The 18,735-nt window shown below is 67.7% G+C and carries 15 protein-coding genes, 2 tRNA genes and 1 riboswitch; of the genes, 1 reads left to right on the forward strand and 16 read right to left on the reverse strand.

From position 1 onward, the window contains the following. Positions 1-73: 73 nt before the first annotated feature. From ACLH0K_RS09960 to ACLH0K_RS09970, 3 genes are all read right to left on the reverse strand, one after another. Entirely contained in the window at positions 74-1,276 is a 1,203-nt protein-coding gene (locus ACLH0K_RS09960) for an ROK family transcriptional regulator (RefSeq protein WP_411376456.1), read from the reverse strand. 165 nt (positions 1,277-1,441) lie between these two features. Further along, complete coding sequence (locus ACLH0K_RS09965; RefSeq protein ID WP_411373468.1) at positions 1,442-2,611, reverse strand: class I SAM-dependent methyltransferase; 1,170 nt, start codon at positions 2,609-2,611, stop codon at positions 1,442-1,444. Between the two features lie 53 nt (positions 2,612-2,664). Then, entirely contained in the window at positions 2,665-3,747 is a 1,083-nt protein-coding gene (locus ACLH0K_RS09970; RefSeq protein ID WP_411373469.1) for an FAD-dependent oxidoreductase, read from the reverse strand. Between the two features lie 46 nt (positions 3,748-3,793). Between ACLH0K_RS09970 and ACLH0K_RS09975 the strand changes: the two genes are divergently transcribed. Next, positions 3,794-5,116, forward strand: a complete 1,323-nt coding sequence (locus ACLH0K_RS09975) for a class I SAM-dependent methyltransferase (RefSeq protein ID WP_411373470.1) — start codon at positions 3,794-3,796, stop codon at positions 5,114-5,116. A gap of 58 nt (positions 5,117-5,174) precedes the next feature. Here the strand turns inward: ACLH0K_RS09975 and ACLH0K_RS09980 are convergent. The 13 genes from ACLH0K_RS09980 to ACLH0K_RS10040 form a co-directional block, all read right to left on the reverse strand. Next, positions 5,175-5,250: transfer RNA gene (locus tag ACLH0K_RS09980), tRNA-Ala, on the reverse strand. A gap of 58 nt (positions 5,251-5,308) precedes the next feature. Continuing rightward, positions 5,309-5,381, reverse strand: a tRNA-Ala gene (locus ACLH0K_RS09985). A 115-nt stretch (positions 5,382-5,496) separates the two neighbouring features. After that, positions 5,497-5,898 (reverse strand): ribosome silencing factor, encoded by a 402-nt coding sequence (rsfS, locus tag ACLH0K_RS09990; RefSeq protein WP_411373471.1) that lies wholly within the window; start codon positions 5,896-5,898, stop codon positions 5,497-5,499. A gap of 41 nt (positions 5,899-5,939) precedes the next feature. Continuing rightward, positions 5,940-7,202, reverse strand: a complete 1,263-nt coding sequence (locus ACLH0K_RS09995) for a hypothetical protein (RefSeq protein ID WP_411373472.1) — start codon at positions 7,200-7,202, stop codon at positions 5,940-5,942. Between the two features lie 7 nt (positions 7,203-7,209). Then, positions 7,210-7,821, reverse strand: coding sequence for a nicotinate-nucleotide adenylyltransferase (gene nadD, locus ACLH0K_RS10000; RefSeq protein WP_411373473.1), 612 nt, complete (start codon positions 7,819-7,821; stop codon positions 7,210-7,212). A 55-nt stretch (positions 7,822-7,876) separates the two neighbouring features. After that, positions 7,877-8,107 (reverse strand): hypothetical protein, encoded by a 231-nt coding sequence (locus ACLH0K_RS10005; protein WP_411373474.1) that lies wholly within the window; start codon positions 8,105-8,107, stop codon positions 7,877-7,879. Between the two features lie 79 nt (positions 8,108-8,186). After that, complete coding sequence (locus ACLH0K_RS10010; protein ID WP_411373475.1) at positions 8,187-9,563, reverse strand: glutamate-5-semialdehyde dehydrogenase; 1,377 nt, start codon at positions 9,561-9,563, stop codon at positions 8,187-8,189. Between the two features lie 26 nt (positions 9,564-9,589). Beyond that, a complete protein-coding gene (gene proB, locus ACLH0K_RS10015) occupies positions 9,590-10,741 on the reverse strand; it encodes a glutamate 5-kinase (RefSeq protein ID WP_411373476.1) in 1,152 nt (383 codons plus the stop codon). Beyond that, complete coding sequence (gene obgE / locus ACLH0K_RS10020) at positions 10,731-12,320, reverse strand: GTPase ObgE (RefSeq protein WP_411373477.1); 1,590 nt, start codon at positions 12,318-12,320, stop codon at positions 10,731-10,733. The genes proB and obgE overlap by 11 nt, the downstream gene beginning before the upstream one ends. 116 nt (positions 12,321-12,436) lie before the next feature. Further along, a complete protein-coding gene (gene rpmA / locus ACLH0K_RS10025) occupies positions 12,437-12,700 on the reverse strand; it encodes a 50S ribosomal protein L27 (protein ID WP_138135619.1) in 264 nt (87 codons plus the stop codon). A gap of 62 nt (positions 12,701-12,762) precedes the next feature. Next, positions 12,763-13,071 carry a 50S ribosomal protein L21 gene (rplU, locus tag ACLH0K_RS10030; protein WP_138136076.1) on the reverse strand — a complete coding sequence of 103 codons (309 nt, stop codon included), beginning with the start codon at positions 13,069-13,071 and terminating at the stop codon, positions 12,763-12,765. A 259-nt stretch (positions 13,072-13,330) separates the two neighbouring features. Then, positions 13,331-14,851 carry a bifunctional hydroxymethylpyrimidine kinase/phosphomethylpyrimidine kinase gene (gene thiD / locus ACLH0K_RS10035; RefSeq protein ID WP_411373478.1) on the reverse strand — a complete coding sequence of 507 codons (1,521 nt, stop codon included), beginning with the start codon at positions 14,849-14,851 and terminating at the stop codon, positions 13,331-13,333. Between the two features lie 7 nt (positions 14,852-14,858). Beyond that, positions 14,859-14,956: riboswitch (TPP riboswitch) on the reverse strand. Between the two features lie 136 nt (positions 14,957-15,092). Then, on the reverse strand, positions 15,093-18,446 hold the full coding sequence (locus ACLH0K_RS10040; protein ID WP_411373479.1) for an Rne/Rng family ribonuclease: 3,354 nt from the start codon (positions 18,444-18,446) through the stop codon (positions 15,093-15,095). Positions 18,447-18,735: the final 289 nt, after the last annotated feature.

An 18,735-nucleotide genomic window follows, 5' to 3' on the forward strand; every position in this document is an offset into this window, starting at 1 on the left:
GCCCCAGCCGCGGCAATATGCACATGCTAGATGGGCACCGTGTTGCAGGCAAGGCACCCGGCCGGCGCGCCGGTCAGGTCTCCAGCAGGAGCCGCTGCGCTCGTGGGGCAAGGGTGTGTTCCAGGACCAGCGACGCGGCACCGATGGCACCCACGTCTTCGCCGACGCCGGTGCCCACCACTTCGATGGGATGGATCAGCCGGGCCGCGCTGTGAGCGTCCAGCAGCGCCGGCACCTTCCGCAGGAACCGCTCGGCCATTCCGCTCCAGAAGGGCCCGCCGAAGACCACACGCTCCACATCCAGGGTGTTGGTGACCACCGAAACCGCCCGGGCAACCAGCACGGCCGACTTGTCGATGATGGCGGCGGCCCGGTCATCCCCCTGGTCCGCCAGCTCGCAGAGCCGGGCGAAGCTTTGCTGGATTTCGGCGCCGCTGTTTCCGGAACGGGAGCCGTCCAGGATGCCCGCCGCCTCGGCTTCGGCCACGAGGACCTGGGGAATGCAGGATGATTTCACGCAGCCGCGCAGCCCGCAGTCGCACGGCGGCCCGTCCGGGTCCACAACGATGTGGCCGATCTCCCCGGCATTGCCGGACGTCCCCCGCACCACCTCGTCGTTGAGCACGATGCCGCAACCGATGCCGGTGCCCATGTACATGAACACGAAGCTGCCGGCGCCGCTGGGCCCGCCGGCCCAGGTCTCGGCGACGGCGGCGCTGGTGACGTCCTTGTCCACGAGGACCGAATAGCCGGTGGCGTCGGACAGCGCGTTGCGCAGTTCCACCCGGTCCCAGCCCGGGAGCAGCGGCGGATCCACCACGGTTCCGTTGTCCAGGTCGATGGGACCGGGGGCGGCGACGCCAAGGCCTGCGATCCTCTCCCGGTCCACGCCGGAATCGGCCACCAGCTGGTTGATCTCGCCGGCGATCGTCCTGATGACGGTGGAAGGATCATTCCCTCCAGGTGTCCTGATCCTCGAGTGGTGCACCACGGCTCCCACCAGGTCCAGGACCACGAAGGTGCTGACGGCGGGATCGAGATGGACCCCCAGGGCGTACATTCCGCCGGGGTTGAGCCGGAGGATGGTGCGTGGTTTGCCGGGACCGCTGCCTTCCTTGCCGGCTTCGACGATGAGGTTCTGGTCGAGGAGGCGGCGGGAGATGTTCGAGATGGTCTGCGGCGACAGGCCCACGATCTGTGCCAGTTCCACACGGCTCAGCCCGCCGGAGGTCCGGCGGATCGCATCGAGGATCACTGTGAGGTTGAAGTCGCCCATCCTGGGCAGGTTGGTTCCGCGCCTCGTTGAGGTTTGGCGGATCTCGGTCACGGTGTCCCCTAAACTTCTTCGGCCACGTGGTTGTGGTGCTGCTTGAATGCTACGTTACGCCCGCGCGCAGACCCATAGGGCACGGCGCCGGCGCGGCGAGGCTTGCGCATACCTTTACCGGACATCGCGTTTGATGCTCCGTGTCACCAGGAATTTGGGGTTTTGGCCCTCCACCGCGGTTGGACCGACCTGCCGCTGCAGGGCCGGCAGGTACGGCAGGTGGCTGTTGAAGACTGTCCACAGCTCGCCCGCCGGAGCCAGCACCCTTCGGGCGGCTTCGATCATTTTCAGCCCTGCGCCTGCGTGGACGCCCGCGCCAACATGGAACGGCGGGTTGAGCAGGACCAGGTCCGCGCTGCCGGTTTCAGCGGTGCTAAGCGCGTCGTCCTGCAGGACCGTGATGCGGGCGTCCAGCCCGTTCAGGCGGGCGGTGGCTGCTGCCGACGCGACGGCGGCGGCGGACTGGTCCGTGGCCGTCACCGACGAGCCCGGCGAACGCCGCGCGTACATGGCGGCGAGGATCCCGGTGCCGCAGCCCAGGTCGATGGCGTGCCGGGCGGCCTTCATCGCGGGCAGGAAGGTCAGCAGGTACCTGGTGCCGATATCCAGTCTGGGGCCGGCGAAGACCGCCCCGTGGGCCGCGACTTCCAGGTCCAGTTCGGCGAGATGTTCGATGACGGGAAAGCGGTCCGGCCCAGGGCTTACCCTCGGGCCGGTGGCAAGGATGATCCGCGACTTCTGGCGGGCCAGCTGCGGCTGGACCGACTGGAAGTACCGCTCAAGGACTGCATTCATGCCCAGGGACATGTGCTTCATCCGGCCGCCGGCAAGCACTGTTATGCGTTCGGGAGCGTGCCTGGCGATGGCGGCGGCAATCTCCTCCAGCTCGGCCAGGGTCTTTGGCAGCTGCAGGAGGATGACATCCGCGCCGGCGAGCAGACCTCGGCCGAGCGGCAACTGCTCGAAGGCCGGCACCCTGGCCGCGCCGCCGTCGTTCCCGTCCCTGGCAACCCAAAGGTCCGCGTTGAGGCGAAGGGCCCGCTCCCCTGTGATGAGGTCCTGGTGCACGCGTACGGCCGCAGGTCCGAGCGCTTCCAGCGCGCCCAGTGTGAGGGCGCCGTAGCGGTCACCGATAACTGCCACCGTGCTGCCGGACGGCACCATGCCTGCCGCGGTATCCAGGAGCAGCCGATCCGTGGCATCCCAGGCCTGGAGGTTGGGGGCTTCCACGTCGGGCCGCCGCCTGAGCACCCGGAAGACATCGTCGAGACTGTTTTCTGCCACCTGCTGCCTGCCGCCTTCTTCCAATGCTTGCCCGGTTCTGCTGGTCCCGGGGCTCAGCCCCACGTTACCGGGTCAGCGGGGACTGCGATGCCGGGCAGTTTCAGGATGGCGGCCACCGCGGCGCGGCCGGCCCGGTTCGCGCCGATGGTTGACGAGGAAGGGCCGTAGCCCACCAGGTGGATCCGCGGTTCGCCCCCGACCTGCGTCCCGTCCATGGTGATTCCCCCGCCTGGCCCGCGCAGGTGAAGCGGCGCCAGGTGTTCGAGCTCGGCACGGAAACCCGTCGCCCAGAGGATGACGTCCGCCTTGAGGAAGTTCCCGCCGGCGAGACGGACACCGTCGGGTTCGATGGCGGTGAACATCGGCTGCCGGTCGAGGGCACCGCGGGCCGCAGCCGCACGCAGGGCAGGCGTCCAAATCAGTCCGGTCACGGACACCACGCTTTGTGGCGGCAGGCCCTTCCGGACTCGTTCCTCCACCAGCGCGACGGCGTCATGGCCGGCCTGCATGTCGAACTCCGTATCGCGCCAAACTGGTTCCCGCCGGGTGAACCAGCTGGTGGTGGTCACCTGCGATATTTCATCCAGCAGCCCAACGGCCGAGATCCCGCCGCCCACAACAATGACGTGCTCGCCGATGAATTCTTCGGCGGCGACGTAGTTGGCGACGTGGAGCTGCCGGCCACGGAAGGTGGACTGGCCCGGATAGATGGGCCAGAACGGACGTGTCCAGGTGCCGGTGGCGTTGACCACGGCCCGTGCGGTCCAGTCTCCGGCAGACGTGGAGATCCTCAGCATGCCGGCAGGGTTGCTGTCCTCCCGGCTGACGGCATGCACCTTAACGGGACGGCGGACGGACAGTCCCAATTCCTCCTCGTAGTCCCGGAAATACCTGGTGAGGAACTCGGAACTCGATTCGCGCGGGTCCACGGCGGGTTTCGCGATGCCGGGGAGATCGCTGATGCCGTTGACGGTGGCCATCCGCAGGCTCTTCCACCGGTGCCGCCATGCACCGCCGGGGCCTTGCTCGGCGTCGAAGACTTCGAAGGCAAGGCCGCGCCGCTGAAGATGGTAGGCAGCCGAAAGTCCGGCCTGACCCGCACCTATCACCACCACACCGGTCCGGGCTGAATCCACTCCCCCATGATAGTCGGGCGGGATGTTCCGGCCTTAGGGTTGGCGCATGGGAAACCGCACCGCCGCTGCCAGGCTCGCGAAGGCCTTGGCAATCATCCTGGACACTGAGGGAATACCACTGCGCCTCCGGGCCTGGGACGGTTCCGAGGCCGGACCGGAGGACGCACCGGTGGTGGAGTTCCGGTCACGCCGCGCCCTGCGCCGGATGCTCTGGTCCCCCGGCCAGCTCGGCCTGAGCCGCGCCTATGTGGCCGGTGACATCGACACCCCGGGTGACGTTTTCGAAGCCTTTGCCGCGTTGAGTTCCGCCGGCAAGTTTGCCCGGCCGGGGCCTTTCCGGCCGCCCACAGCCGCTAAGCTTTTGGCCCTGGTGGGTACGGCCATCCGGCTCGGAGCCGTGGGGCCCAATCCTGCAGCCCCGCCGGAGGAGGTCAGGCGCATCCACCGTAAGGGCAGGCTGCACTCCCGCCGCCGGGACTCAGCCGCCATCTCGCACCATTACGACGTCGGCAACGACTTCTACGCCCTGGTGCTCGGATCCTCGATGGTCTACTCCTGCGCCCTTTGGCCCGGGGACAGCGACGGGATGCTGGCTGCCGGCGACGGCGGAACGATTGCGGCCGGACTCGATGCCGCCCAGGAAGCAAAGTTGGACCTCGTGTGCCGGAAGCTGGGCCTGGAACCCGGAATGCGCGTGCTGGACGTGGGCTGCGGCTGGGGCAGCTTGGCCCTTCACGCGGCCGGCAGGTATGGCGCCAGCGTGGTGGGAGTGACCCTTTCCTCGGAGCAGGCCATCCTGGCGCGGAAGCGTGCTGCGGACGCCGGGCTGACGGACAAGGTGGACATCCGGGTGCAGGACTACCGGGATGTCCGCGACGGGCCCTTCGATGCCATCAGTTCAATCGGCATGTCCGAACATGTGGGGCGGGCGCAAACACCCGGATACGCCGCGGCACTGTTTGCACTCCTGCGTCCCGGCGGCAGGCTGCTCAACCACGCCATCTCGTGGAACGCCGGGCCTGCCAGCTCCGACCCGGACTCCTTCATCCCGCGATACGTCTTCCCCGACGGCGAGATGATCAGCCTGGGCGAGATGGTGACTGCGCTTGAGTCGGCAGGGTTCGAGGTATTGGACGTCGAGGCGCTGCGCCGGCACTACGCCCTGACCCTGCGGGCATGGGTCCGGCGGCTGGAAGAGAACTGGGACCGGGCCGTTGAACTGACCAGCCCCGGCCGGGCGCGGGTGTGGCGGCTGTATATGGCCTCAAGTGCGCTGGGTTTCGAGAACAACCTGACCGGTGTCAACCAGGTCCTGGTACGGCGTCCGGGTGGAAACGAGCCGCCCCTGCGACGTACCGGCTGGCTCTGAAGGCCCGGGATAAAGGAAAGAGGAACCATCCGTAGCCGGATGGTTCCTCTTCCATGTTTGGTGGAGCTGAGGGGACTCGAACCCCTGACCCCCTGCATGCCATGCAGGTGCGCTACCAGCTGCGCCACAGCCCCATACATTGTTGGTGCGGACCACTTCCGCAGAATCTTGTGATTCCACCGGATGTTCCGGTGGAGCTGAGGGGACTCGAACCCCTGACCCCCTGCATGCCATGCAGGTGCGCTACCAGCTGCGCCACAGCCCCAATTCCTGCTGCTCCTGGGAGTTTCCCTTCCGGACCTCCCCGGAGCAACTCAAATATCTTAGAACAGCGCTTCCGAAAATTCCAAATCGGGAATATTCCGCGTGTTCGTGCCGGATTATTCGGTGTCGGAAGCTGCAGCGGCCTTTGCGGATGCGTCGTCGCCGAGCTGCAGGTCAACAACCGGGCAGTCCTTCCAGAGGCGCTCAAGGGCGTAGAAGACCCGATCCTCCTCGTGCTGGACGTGGATGACAATGTCCGAGTAATCCAGCAGTACCCAGCGGCCACCCGAACGGCCTTCGCGGCGCACGGGCCGAAGGTCTTTCTTGGCGAGCTCTTCCTCGATGCCGTCCACGATGGCGTTCACCTGGCGTTCGCTCGGGGCGGAGGCGATGAGGAAGACGTCGGCCAGTGCCAGCCGGTCGCTCACGTCGAGGGCCACAATGTCCTGGGCGATCTTGTCCGCCGCTGCCTTGGCGGCAGTGCGGGCTATGGCGATGGAAGTGTCTGATGCAGACAATGGGACTCCTTGGTGGTGTGAAAAGTTTTGGTGCCGGCCGGTTAGCCGGAGATGCCGCTGACAATCAGGAGAATGCCTGAGACCAGCGCGACAATGCCGAAGAGCAGGACGCAGATCTGCAGGATGCGGTTCCGCTTTGCCCGTGCCAGCCCTGCGGTGGCGGCGTCGAGCGGATCAAGGCCGTAAGCCGAGCTTGCCGGGATCCGGGGCAGGTCCTCGATGAGGTCCTCGTGCTGGTTCTCCGGAAAGACGACGGGTTTGGGGCGGGTGGCTGCGCGCGCGGCGGCCTCCGCCCTGGCGATGACCTGGGAGCGGCCCGACGCGGCCTCGGGCGTGGCCGTGTTGGAACGGCTCGCAGGGCGCCGCTTCGCCGCCCCCGAATGGACCTTCGAACCCGGCTGGACCTTCGAACCGGGCTTGACCTTCGAACCCGGGCGCGTGGTCACAGGAACATGCGAGGTTGCCGGCGGCTTCATCACCGGCCGGTCAACGCCGGGCACCTGCACGAACTCCAGCGGGGTGACCATCGCCAGATTGTCCGCAGTGGACGGTGACGGACGGTCCCTGGCTGCCGGCGCCCTGCCGGTTGCATCCCTTGCGGCCGGATCCTTTGCCGGAGCCACCGGCGTACCGGCCTGTTCGGCAAGCTTTTGTTTCGCAATGGCGCGCCGGTTCATCACCGCTGCGCGTTCGGCGAGGGCGATCTGTTCCGCGAGGATGTCGGGGTCGACGGCCTCGGGGTCCAGGGACGCGATGTGCTCCATCTTGGCGAGCTGGTTCTTGGCCTGCTCGGCGATGAGTGCGCGGGCCGCCAGGGCCTGTTCAACAGTCATGCCCTGCGGACCGGCGCCTGGGCCTGCTGCCGGCTTCTTCTCTGCTGCCGGCGCCTTGGCCTGGGGCTCGCGGGAGTCACCAGCCGCCCGTTGACCGGACGCGTTGCCTCCTGCAGGAGCAGCGGGCTGTCCGGCTGCAGGCCCGGAAGCCGGCGCCACGACAGGGTTGGCTGCCGTCAGGGCCTGTTCCTTCAGCTGCTGCAGCCGCAACTGGCGCCGGGTGGGCGGACCACCTCCGGCGAGCTGCCCCTCTTTTTCCTCAAGTTCCTTGATGGTGCGCAGCGCAGCGCGGTCCCTGGCACGGATCTGGGAGGACCGCTGGGTATGGGTGCTTTCGGCCGCGCCGGCGGCCTCAGGCTTGCCGGCGGCAGGGACTGCGGGAGGACGGTCCGCGGGCGGGGCCGCCTGCTGGGCGTCCCTTGCCTTGCGGAGTTCCCGACGGCTAAGGATAGGGGGCTGTTCCTGGCTCATTGAGGACTCATTCAGTACTGGCTGGTTCGCGTGCTTCTGAGGACGGCCCGTTCCCGCCCGCGGGCTGGGCGTAGAGGCCGTACTTGGCGATGTACTGCACCACCCCGTCCGGCACCAGGTACCAGACGGGATTGTTCGCGGCCACGCGCGTCCGGCAGTCCGTGGAGGAGATCGCCATGGCCGGCACCTCGAGCAGGCTGACGTCGTCCCGTCCCATGCCGTCGAGGACATGACCGGGACGGGTCACGCCGACAAAATGGGCCAGGGACCACAGCTCGTCAATGTCCTTCCAGGACAGGATCTGGGCCAGTGCGTCCGCGCCGGTGATGAAGAACAGGTCCGCATCAGGGCGCTGTGCCCGCAAGTCGCGCAGGGTGTCGATCGTGTAGGTGGGCCCGGGCCGGTCGACGTCTACGCGGCTCACCGTGAACCGCGGGTTGGAAGCGGTGGCGATAACCGTCATCAGGTACCGGTGTTCGGGCTCACTGACCTTCTTGTGGGACTTCTGCCACGGCTGGCCGGTGGGGACGAACACCACCTCATCCAGGTCGAATTCGGCAGCCACCTCGCTGGCGGCGACCAGGTGGCCGTGATGGATGGGATCGAACGTCCCGCCCATCACGCCCAGGCGCAGCCTGCGGTTGGAACCGTTGTGGCGTAGAACGCGGGAAATGTTAGTGGCCCTGCCCGTGATCGTGCTTGTTCGGGTGCTGGCGGTGCGGATCCGCGTGCTCTTCAGTGGGAGCGTGGCGGTTGCCCAGGTTGGTGTAAGACAGCGTGACGAACATCAGGACCAGCAGGATGGCGAACATCACCACACCGAAGACCCACGGCTCAGCCCACAGCGGCGCGAGTTCGTGTTCTCCGCCTTCGGCGACGGTTGTGGCGATCTGCTGGAACAGCATGTTCTCCCCTAGGGTTCAAGGTTTGGAGGCAGCGGAAGTTTCCGCAGCCTTCTGGCGTCTGGTCTATGTTACCGCGTCGCTACGCGCGGACCTGGCCTTCGCCCTGCACGATCCACTTGGTGGTGGTCAGTTCGGTCAGGCCCATGGGCCCGCGGGCGTGCAGCTTCTGCGTGGAGATGCCCACCTCCGCGCCCAGGCCCAGTTCACCGCCGTCGGTAAACCGGGTGGACGCGTTGACGATGACCGCTGCGGAGTCCACCTCGGTAATGAAGCGTTCGGCGTTGGACAGGTTGTTGGTGAGGATGGCTTCGGTGTGTCCGGTGGACCAGGTGCGGATGTGCTTGACGGCCTCGTCCAGGCTGTCCACCATGGCCACGGCCAGGTCAAGGTCCATGTATTCCGTCCCCCAGTCCTTGTCGGTGGCAGGCTCGGACTCAATGCCGGCGGGAAGCGCGGCGCGGATGCGTTCGTCCGCGTGCAGCCGGACGCCTGCCTTGGCCAAAGCGGTGGCGACGGCGGGAAGCACCGTGGAACCCGAGTGCACCAGGAGCGTCTCAACGGTGTTGCAGACGCCGGGCCGCTGGGTCTTGGCGTTGAGAAGGATCTCCACTGCCATCTCCTCACCGGCGGATTCATCGATGAAGATATGGACGTTGCCCTCCCCCGTCTCGATGACGGGGACGGCGGAGTTGTTGACGACGGTCTGGATAAGGTCGCGTCCGCCCCGCGGAATCAGCACGTCCACGCGGCCGCGGGCGCGCATCAGCACGTTTGCACCTGCCCTTCCGTACTGGTCTACGGTCTGCACGGCATCCGCGGGCAGGCCCACGGATTCCAGCGCCTCGCGCAGCACCCGCACCAGCACTGCGTTGGTGTTCTCGGCAGCGCTGCCCCCACGGAGGATCACGGCGTTGCCGCTCTTGAGCGCCAGCCCGGCGATGTCAACGGTGACGTTGGGGCGGGCTTCGTAGATCGCGGCCACCACGCCCATGGGCACGTTGACCTGGCGCAGGCGGAGCCCGTTGGGCAGGGTTTGCCCGCGGACCACGTTGCCCACGGGATCGGGAAGGCTTGCCAGGTTTTCGAGTGCGGCCACCAGTCCGGCGATGCGTGCTTCGGTCAGGGTCAGCCGGTCCAGCAGGGCGGTGGAGGTGCCGTTGGCCCTGCCGGCGGCCACGTCCTGGGCGTTGGCAGCCAGGATGGCCTGGGTGTTCTCCTGCAGGGCTTTGCCGACGGCGCGCAGGGCGCGGTCCTTCCAGGCACGGTTGGCCATGGCCATCCGGCGGGCGGCGTGCCGCGAACGGTCCGCGATGGCGTGGACGCCGGCCTGGATGTCCGCTTCCGCGGCAGCAGCCCCGGCTGATTCCGGCGCTGCTGCGGGCGTGACCGGCTGTGCGCCGGCGGCGGCAGCGTCTACGGAATTTTCAGCAGAGTTGGAGATCAGGGCCTCAGTCATGGTTCAAGTTTAGGCGAGCCGGCAGGTCAGACCAGAACCAGGTCGTCAACATGAACAACTTCGCGGTCGTAGCCGCTGCCCAGTTCCTCCCCCAGGTCCCGGGTGGAACGGCCCAGCATCCGGGGCAGCTCCTCGGAGGAATAGTTCACCAGGCCGCGGGCAACGACAGTACCGTCGGCACTGGCAATCTCGACGGCGTCACCCGCTTCAAAGTCGCCCCGCACCGCCGAGATACCGGCCGGCAGCAGGGACGTGCGGTGGTGCCGCACGGCGCGGACTGCGCCGTCGTCCAGCACCAGCCGGCCCTGGACGGAGGCCACGTGCGCGAGCCAAAGGAGCCGGACAGGCTTGCGGGCGCCGTTGACAGTGAACCAGGTGCCCACGTCCTCCCCGTTCAGCGCGGCGGCCGCGTTGGGGGTGGAAGTCACCACCGCATGGATGCCCGAACCTGCCGCCATGCCCGCGGCTTCCACCTTGGTGAGCATCCCGCCGGTACCGACGCCGGCCTTGCCGGCTTTGCCGATGGTGACGCCGTCAAGGTCGTGCGCGCCCGTTACGAGGGGAATCCTTTTGGCGCCAAGGGAGGGCGGGCCGTCATAGAGGGAGTCGACGTCGGACAGCAGCACCAGCGCGTCCGCGCGCACCAGGTGCGCCACCAGGGCTGCAAGCCGGTCGTTGTCGCCGAAGCGGATCTCGTGGGTTGCCACGGTGTCGTTTTCGTTGACAACCGGAACCACCCCGAGGCTCAGCAGCCGGTCCATGGCGCGCAGGGCGTTGGTGTGCTGGCTGCGGCGCATCAGGTCCTCGGCGGTCAGCAGCACCTGGCTCACCGTCACGCCGTGGGCGCCGAAGGCCTGGGTGTACCTTGCCATGAGCAGCCCCTGCCCAACGCTCGCCGCAGCCTGCTGGGTGGCAAGGTCGCGGGGCCGCTTGGCCAGGCCCAGCGGCGCCAGTCCGGCCGCGATGGCGCCGGAGGACACCAGGATGATTTCCGTGCCCGTGTTCCGCTTGGCGGCCAGGGCGTCGGCGAGGGCGGTAAGCGATTCCTCCGAGATGCCGCCCTTGATGCTGGTCAGGGACGACGAACCGACCTTGACCACCACCCGGCGGGCGTTGGCGAGCACGCTTCGGTCCACCGGTCCGGCCAGCAGTTCCGTTGCGGCGGTCCTAGAAGTCATCGTCCCCGTCCAGTCCGCTTTCCTTGGCGGATCCTGCAGCACGCCGTCCGCTCACGGACTCCGTCCAGATACCGGCTTTCCGCTCTGCTTCGAGCTCGGCGCGGGCAGCGGCCTTCGCATCGCGCCGTTCCTGCTGTTCCTCGCGCTTCTGGCTGCGCGTGGGCCGGTCGCCGATGTCGGCGAACCGGATGTCCGTACCGCGCGGGGAACCGAGCAGCTCCGCGCCCGCCATCATGGTGGGCTCCCAGTCAAAGACGACGCCGTCATCTCCGCCGATGACAACGGTGTCCCCGGGCTTGGCGCCAAGCTTGAACAATTCGGTTTCGACGCCAAGCTTGGCCAGGCGGTCGGCGAGGTAGCCGATGGCTTCCTCGTTGGTGAAGTCGGTCTGCTTTACCCAGCGCTCCGGCTTTTCACCGAGGACGCGGAACAGCGGCTCCAAATTCTTTTCCTCGCGGCGGATCTTGAACCCGCTCTCGTTGACGGCGCGCGGCCGCAGCACAGCGGGCTTGACCTTGGGCGGCGCCGCGGCCACGGCCTCCCGTGCTGCCTTGACGATCTCCGCCATGGCGAAGCCCAGCTGGCGCAGGCCTTCGTGGCTGGTGGCGGACACTTCGAATACGCGGTAGCCGCGGGACTCCAGCTCGGGGCGGACAAACTCCGCCATGTCCTTGCCGTCGGGCAGGTCCACCTTGTTCAGGGCCACCAGTCGGGGGCGGTGGTTCAGCGGGACCACTTCGCCGTCCTGGCCGGCGTAGCTCATGTCGACGGCGTATTTTTCCAGCTCGGCCTCGATAATGGCGAGGTCCGAGAGGGGGTCGCGGTCCGATTCAAGGGTTCCGCAGTCCAGGACGTGGACCAGGGCCGCGCAGCGCTCCACGTGCCGGAGGAAATGGTGCCCAAGTCCCTTGCCCTCGCTGGCGCCTTCGATAAGTCCCGGCACGTCGGCGATGGTGAAGCGAATGTCGCCGGCCTGGACCACGCCCAGGTTGGGAACAAGCGTGGTGAACGGATAGTCGGCGATCTTCGGGCGGGCCGCGGACATAGCGGCAATGAGGCTCGACTTGCCGGCGGAGGGAAAACCCACCAGCGCAATGTCCGCGATGGACTTCAGTTCCAGGACGATGTCCTGGGACTCGCCTTCAATGCCCAGGAGGGCAAAACCGGGCGCACGGCGTTTCTGGGACGACAGGGCAGCGTTACCCAGCCCGCCAATGCCGCCGGCAGCCGCGACAAACTCGGCACCTTCACCCACGAGGTCGGCCAGGACCGTGCCGTCCTTGGACTTGACCACGGTGCCCTCCGGCACCGGCAGGACCAGGTCCTCGCCGTTTTTGCCGCCACGCCAGTCGCCCATGCCGGGGCCGCCATTGCTCGCGTGCCGGTGCGGTGAGTGGTGGTAGTCGAGGAGTGTGGTGGTCTGGTGGTCCACGCGGAGGACCACGTTGCCGCCGTTGCCGCCGTTGCCGCCGTCGGGACCGCCGAGCGGCTTGAACTTCTCCCGGTGCACGGAGACGCACCCGTGGCCGCCGTTACCGCCGGATACATGCAGTACTACCCGGTCTACAAAGCTGGCCACGTATATCTCCTCAGTGCTGTTTCACCGGCGCCGCGGGACGCCACAACGATTGTAATGCGGTTAAAAGAACAGTGGAGCGGGCCGCCTGGCCCGCTCCACCGCTTCAGAACTGGTTGTTACTCTGCAGCTGCAGCAGCAACGATGTTGACGACGCGACGACCGCGGCGGGTACCGAATTCAACGGCGCCCGGGGTCAGTGCGAACAGGGTGTCGTCGCCACCGCGGCCAACGCCTGCGCCCGGGTGGAAGTGGGTGCCGCGCTGGCGGACGATGATTTCGCCGGCGGAAACTACCTGGCCGCCGAAGCGCTTGACGCCGAGGTACTGCGGGTTGGAGTCACGACCGTTGCGAGTGGAGCTCGCGCCCTTTTTATGTGCCATCTCAAATGCCTGCCTTCAAATTCTGTGGAGCTGTTGAAAAACCTGGACAGTAACCGCTGGGGTCAGCTGATGCCAGTGATCTTGACCTTGGTCAGTTCCTGGCGGTGACCCTGGCGCTTCTTGTAACCGGTCTTGTTCTTGAACTTCTGGATGACAACCTTGGGACCGCGGAGGTCCTGGAGGATCTCAGCCGTGACGGTCACCTTGGCCAGGTCGGCGGCGGCGGAGGTGACCTTGTCACCGTCTACCAGGAGCAGTGCAGGCAGCTCGATGGTGCTGCCGGCGCCACCGGCGACGCGGTTGAGGGTAACGAAGTCTCCGACGGAAACCTTCTCTTGGCGGCCGCCTGCGCGGACAATCGCGTACACCACTTGGGGACTCACTTCTCTCGACGTTTCTAACTAAATTTGCGTGCGGAACCGGCTCATAACTGGCTGGTTTCCCGCTGTGCCTCAACGCCGTGGGGTCATAACCCAAGTGTTGGCGTAAGCACCGAAGAACTAGACTACGCTAATTCCGTCTTCGGCCGCAAATGAGGCTGGCTCCGGCGCGGCGCTTGTGGTAGGAACCACTGCAACCCGGCGGCGGGACCGCGCCTTTCCATTTTACAGACGGCGCAGTCCCGGCGGCTCAGGCGTAAAGCCTCGGCGCGTCGAAAAACTCGACTTCCAGGCGGCAGGACTGCCTGAAGGCGGTCACCATTGCCGCCCGTTCCTGCCCGGAGGCGTTGCGGCCGGCCTCGTCAACGATCGCGATGGCCCTTCGTGTCGCTTCGGCAAAATCTTCATCGGCGTAGGTCCGGAGCCAGTCCGCGTAGGGGTGCCCGGCCGGTTCCCCCGCGGCAGCGAACTGCGCGTGGAGCGTCTTTCCCACTTCGGCGTAGAGCCAGAAGCAGGGCAGAACAGCCGCCGCCAGCACGGCATAGCTGCCCGACGCCGATGCGGCTGTGAGGTGGTCGACGTATGCCTTGGTGACGGGGCCAAGTTCAGGCCGGACGGGCCGGGTGCTCAGCCAGGAGCGGTGGAGTTCGGACTCCACCTCAAGGCACTGCTGGGCCGAGCGGGCCCAGAACAGCTGCTCCGCCTCCGTTGGGGCGAGGGCACTGGTGCGGGCCAGGACGCGAGAGTAGCCGTTGAGGTAGATTGCGTCCTGCGCCAGGTAATAGGCGAACTCTTTCTCCGGCAGGCTGCCCGACGCCAGTCCGCGGATGAAATCCAGGGCGTAGATGGCCTCGAGGTCCGCGTCGGTTGCGGCGCTGAGCTGCTCGGCGAACTCTCCGGCCAGCGGAACCGGACGCAGGTGGTGGAAGTGGTGGACAGGCCCGTTGCCCGTTCCCACCTCCAGGCGCTCCGCCGTTTGAAGGGCTCCGGCCAGCCAGGGTTTAACCGCACGCAGGGTGGCCTCCCAGTCGCACAGCCTGGCCTGGACCGTAGCCATTGCCGACGACAGGGAGCACCCGGTGCCATGGCTGTTGCGTGTTGCCACCCGCTCCCCCGGTACCTCCACAACCTCCCGGCCCAGCAGTCCGCGGGTATTCACCAGCGCATCCGGACATTCGTCCCCGGCCAGGTGGCCGCCCTTGACCAGGACGGTGGCGCCGGTAGCGGCAGCCAGTTGCCTGCCCTGCTCCAGCGCCCCCTCCCAGGTTGCCTGCGGCTCTCCGCCCACGAGCATGGCCAGTTCAGCGAGGTTGGGGGTGATGAGGTCCGCGAGCGGCAGCAGCCCGCGAAGCGCCTCTTCCGCGGATTCCTCGAGCAGCCTGTCACCGCTGGTTGCCACCATGACCGGGTCCAGGACCACGACGGCGGGACGCACCTTCTCGAGCCATTCCCGGACCGTGCCGATCACGCCGGCATCGCCCAGCATGCCGATCTTGACGGCGTCGATGGTGATGTCGTCGCTGATGGCGTGCAGCTGGCTGGCCAGGAACGCTGCCGGCGGGACATGGATCGCGGACACGCCCCGGGTGTTTTGCGCTGTCAGGGCGGTGATGGCGGCCATGCCGTACCCGCCGTGCGCGGCGATGCTTTTCAGGTCGGCCTGGATTCCCGCGCCGCCGGACGGATCGGACCCGGCTATGGACAGGACGCGGGGCACGTCACGGCCGCTTGCGGGCTGGTTGCCGGTGGGCTGGAGGGTTTGCGCGGGCATAACAAGTGTCGAGGACAATGGACATCCCTTCGCCGGTACTAACCGGACAGGTTCAACGGGTTTGGATCTCAGCCGGCCCTTCGCGCGGCACCCCGTGTCGGTTCCCCAGCCTAGCCGTTTTGCGTCTCCGGCCTGAAAGGTGACGCGGCGGCCTGGGTACCGGGACGGAAACCGAATTTAACGGCGGATGCCCGGTACCGCCATGTGTGTGTGGCGGTACCGGGCATCCGGGAAATGGTACCTAGAGCTCGGAGGCCGGAACCCCTACGCCCAGGATGATGGGCTCGTCGACGGGTTTGGCGTCAGACGCCCTGCCGGCTTCAGCCGGTTCGGGGGCCTTCGCTGCGTGCGAGTGCCCCGCAATCGCGGGGGGGACGCTCTCATGCTGCTGGACGGTGGTCGCGTTGGCAGCGCCCTGGGCACGGCTGGCGCTCCGGTTGCGCCGCGGCCGCCGCTGGCGGGGCTGGTCCGCCGTGTGGTCCTGCCAGTCCTTTTCGGCTGCCGCGGGGGCCGGCTGTGGTGCAACCCTTGCCTGCCGGGCTTCGTCCCGCCCGGCGGCCTGCTCTTCCGTGCCGGCCCCGGCCGCAGCGCCCCCGGCAGGTTCCGGTTCGGCTTGCGCCGGCTCACCCAAATGCGCGAAGGCCTCCGCGAGCCGGTCCAGGGTGAGGGCGGGCCTGGGCTGCGGCTCCTGGGTGTGCTCCACGAACGGCAGGGCAACTTTTTCGCCGCCGAAGGTCAGGACAGCTGCGGGACGGTCCGGTGTGCCGGCGTCGTTCTTGTCCCCAGCCTTCGGCGCCGGCGGCTGGACGGACTCTGCCTGCTTGGCCGCCGCCACCTCGTCGTCGTGCAGGTGCGCGGCGTGGGCCGCGGCAGCGATGTTGGCAAGGGCGAGCCGGGTGGCCTCGGCCTTCGCGTGCCGCTCGGCGTCCGACGGATCCGGATGGACCGTGTGGACGTGGACTGCCGCGGGCGCAGTGTCGGCCTGCTGCCCGCCGCGTCCGCGCCGCCGCTTGCGGTCCGGCCGGCTGCCGGGCTGGCTGCTGTCCGCCCGCTGGCCCTCATGGCGGTGGTTTTCCCCGCGCGCCTCGGGCCGGTTGTCGGAACGCTGCACGTGGTGTTCGGCGGCCACGATGTTGGCACGGCGGTGTTCCACGGGGTCGTCGTGGGTGACCATGCCGCGCCCGCCGCACGCTTCGCACTGCTCGCCGAAGACTTCCAGGAGCCCGGTACCCATGCGCTTGCGCGTCATCTGGACCAGGCCGAGCGAGGTGACTTCGGCAACCTGGTGCTTGGTACGGTCGCGGCCCAGGCATTCCACCAGGCGGCGCAGGACCAGGTCCCGGTTGGATTCCAGCACCATGTCGATGAAGTCGATGACGATGATGCCGCCGATATCGCGGAGGCGGAGCTGGCGCACCACTTCCTCAGCGGCTTCGAGGTTGTTCTTGGTGACGGTTTCCTCGAGGTTGCCGCCGCTGCCGGTGAACTTGCCGGTGTTGACGTCCACCACTGTCATGGCCTCGGTGCGGTCGATCACCAGGGAACCGCCGGAGGGCAGGAAGACCTTGCGTTCCAAGGCCTTATGGATCTGCTCGTCGATCCGCCAGGCAGCGAAGATGTCCTGGTCCGCGGTCCACTTCTCGAGGCGTCCCACCAGGTCCGGTGCCACGTAGGTGACGTAGGCCTCAATGGTGTCCCACGCGTCTTCGCCGGAGACGATCAGCTTGGAGAAGTCCTCGTTGAAGACGTCGCGGACCACCTTGATGGTGAGGTCCGGCTCGCCGTACAGCAGTTCGGGGGCGAGGACCTTGGTGGACGTGGACTGGCTCTCGATGCCCTCCCACTGCGCCCGCAGCCGGTTGATGTCGTGCGTCAGCTCTTCCTCCGAAGCACCTTCGGCAGCCGTGCGCACGATGACGCCGGCTTGCTCCGGAAGGCGGTCCTTGAGGATGCGCTTGAGCCGGTTGCGCTCGACGTCCGGCAGCTTGCGCGAGATACCCGTCATGGAGCCGCCGGGGACGTACACCAGGTAGCGCCCGGGCAGCGAGATCTGGCTGGTCAGCCGCGCGCCCTTGTGGCCTACGGGGTCCTTGGTCACCTGGACCAGGACGGTGTCGCCGGACTTGAGGGCGTTCTCGATCCGGCGCTGCTTGCCCTCGAGGTTGACGGCCTCCCAGTTCACTTCACCCGCATACAGGACGGCGTTACGGCCGCGTCCGATGTCCACGAAGGCGGCCTCCATGGAGGGCAGCACGTTCTGGACCTTGCCCAGGTAAACGTTGCCGATGAGGGAGTCCTGCTGGGTCTTGGACACGAAGTGCTCGGCCAGGACCCCGTCCTCCAGCACCGCGATCTGGATTCTGTCGTCGCGCTGCCGGACGATCATCTGGCGGTCCACCGACTCGCGGCGGGCCAGGAACTCGGCCTCGGTGATCACGGTACGGCGGCGGCCGGTGTCCCGCGATTCACGGCGGCGCTGCTTCTTCGCTTCGAGGCGGGTGGAGCCCTTGACGCTGGCCACGCGGTTGCTGGCGGCCTGTTCGCCCACGGTGCGGGGCGCACGGACCCGGGTCACGGTGTTGGGGGGATCGTCCTCCCCGCCGCCGGTGAGCTCGAGGTCCTGGTCGCCGCGGCGGCGGCGACGGCGGCGGCGGGAGGTGACGCCCTCTTCCAGCGGCGCGTCCTGTCCGCCCTCGGTGTCCGGTTCTTCGCTGTCCCCGCTCTCCGTGGGCGCTTCCGCATCCTTCTCGTCCAGCCGGCTCCGTCCGCGGCGTCCACGGCTGCGACGCCTGCGACGGCTTGAGGAATCGTCAGCGTCGTCGGCTTCATCGTCCTCGTCCTCGACAGGTGCGGCCGGACGCACCACCGTGCTCAGGTCCGGCGCCTGGAACAGCACGGAGGTGGGGGAAGCCGGCTCCATGAAGAGGGAAGCGAAGGGGCCGGGTGCGGCAGCGGGAGTGCCGGCGTCTTCACTTTCTTCTTCGGCGGCTTCTTCCGTGGCGGCTACGGCGTGGACGGGTTCAGCGGCGGTTTCGGCAGGAGCGTCCGACGGCGATCCGCCGGCTTCAGCTTCCACGCGCGCCTCCGGCTCCGGGGCCGCCGCCTCCCGCGGTTCGTGTTCCTGGACTTCGGCCTGCTGAACTGCGGCTTCCGGAGCTTCGGCTTCCGGAACTACGGCTTCCGGAGCTTCAGCTGCAGGTGCCACGATCTCCTCCGCGGGTGCGGAGGCCTTGCGGGTGGCCACCCGACGGCGGCGGACGGGTTTGGCTTCGGGCTCAGGGGCGGCGGCCGGAGCAGCCGTGGTTTCGGCGCCGGAGCCGGCCTGGACGGCGGCCTCGTCTGCGAAGGCGGGAAGGGGCTCACCCGCTTCGACCTTCTTCCGCGCGCGGCTCCGCCGTGCCGGAGCCGTGGCGGCTGCCGCCTCCACGTTCTCAGCCGTGGCCTCGTCTGCCGGAACGTCCGCTTCCACCTGGGGGCCGGCGTCGTCCGCGGATGCAACAGCCCTCCGCCGTGTCCGCGGAGCCTTCTTCGGGGCGGCAGCGGCTTCCGGGGCCGCCGCATCCTCGTTAACGGCCGAATCGTGTTCGTTGTCCATATGCAGCTACACTCCTGCCCCTGACGTGCCGCCACATCCGGCACCCATTGGGGCACATATTGTCAAAACCCGCAGGCGTTGACAGAAGTCAAGTGGATACTCCCAGGTTCGCACCGGCGTTGGGGTGCGGCAGCCCGTGGGAGCCGGAGGGATGTTCTGAAGAACCCGTTGTTCTACGTGCCACAACCAGGTGCCGCCCAATGGAGCTGCGGGAGGCATCCGTAGCCTGCCCTGCTCAGCATTGGCGGTCTTGGGAACAAGCCACCGGACCGGAGTCCGGATGTGGACC

This window comes from Arthrobacter sp. MPF02 (assembly GCF_046605375.1).
Lineage (GTDB): Bacteria > Actinomycetota > Actinomycetes > Actinomycetales > Micrococcaceae > Arthrobacter.

Excerpts from the sequence above, each read along its gene's own strand:
- ACLH0K_RS09960 (WP_411376456.1), bottom strand. The coding sequence starts at position 1,276 with ATGGGCGACTTCAACCTCACAGTGATCCTCGATGCGATCCGCCGGACC.
- ACLH0K_RS09975 (WP_411373470.1), top strand. The coding sequence starts at position 3,794 with ATGGGAAACCGCACCGCCGCTGCCAGGCTCGCGAAGGCCTTGGCAATC.
- ACLH0K_RS09995 (WP_411373472.1), bottom strand. The coding sequence starts at position 7,202 with ATGAGCCAGGAACAGCCCCCTATCCTTAGCCGTCGGGAACTCCGCAAG.
- nadD (WP_411373473.1), bottom strand. The coding sequence starts at position 7,821 with ATGGGCGGGACGTTCGATCCCATCCATCACGGCCACCTGGTCGCCGCC.
- ACLH0K_RS10005 (WP_411373474.1), bottom strand. The coding sequence starts at position 8,107 with ATGCTGTTCCAGCAGATCGCCACAACCGTCGCCGAAGGCGGAGAACAC.
- ACLH0K_RS10010 (WP_411373475.1), bottom strand. The coding sequence starts at position 9,563 with ATGACTGAGGCCCTGATCTCCAACTCTGCTGAAAATTCCGTAGACGCT.
- proB (WP_411373476.1), bottom strand. The coding sequence starts at position 10,741 with ATGACTTCTAGGACCGCCGCAACGGAACTGCTGGCCGGACCGGTGGAC.
- rpmA (WP_138135619.1), bottom strand. The coding sequence starts at position 12,700 with ATGGCACATAAAAAGGGCGCGAGCTCCACTCGCAACGGTCGTGACTCC.
- thiD (WP_411373478.1), bottom strand. The coding sequence starts at position 14,851 with ATGCCCGCGCAAACCCTCCAGCCCACCGGCAACCAGCCCGCAAGCGGC.
- ACLH0K_RS10040 (WP_411373479.1), bottom strand. The coding sequence starts at position 18,446 with ATGGACAACGAACACGATTCGGCCGTTAACGAGGATGCGGCGGCCCCG.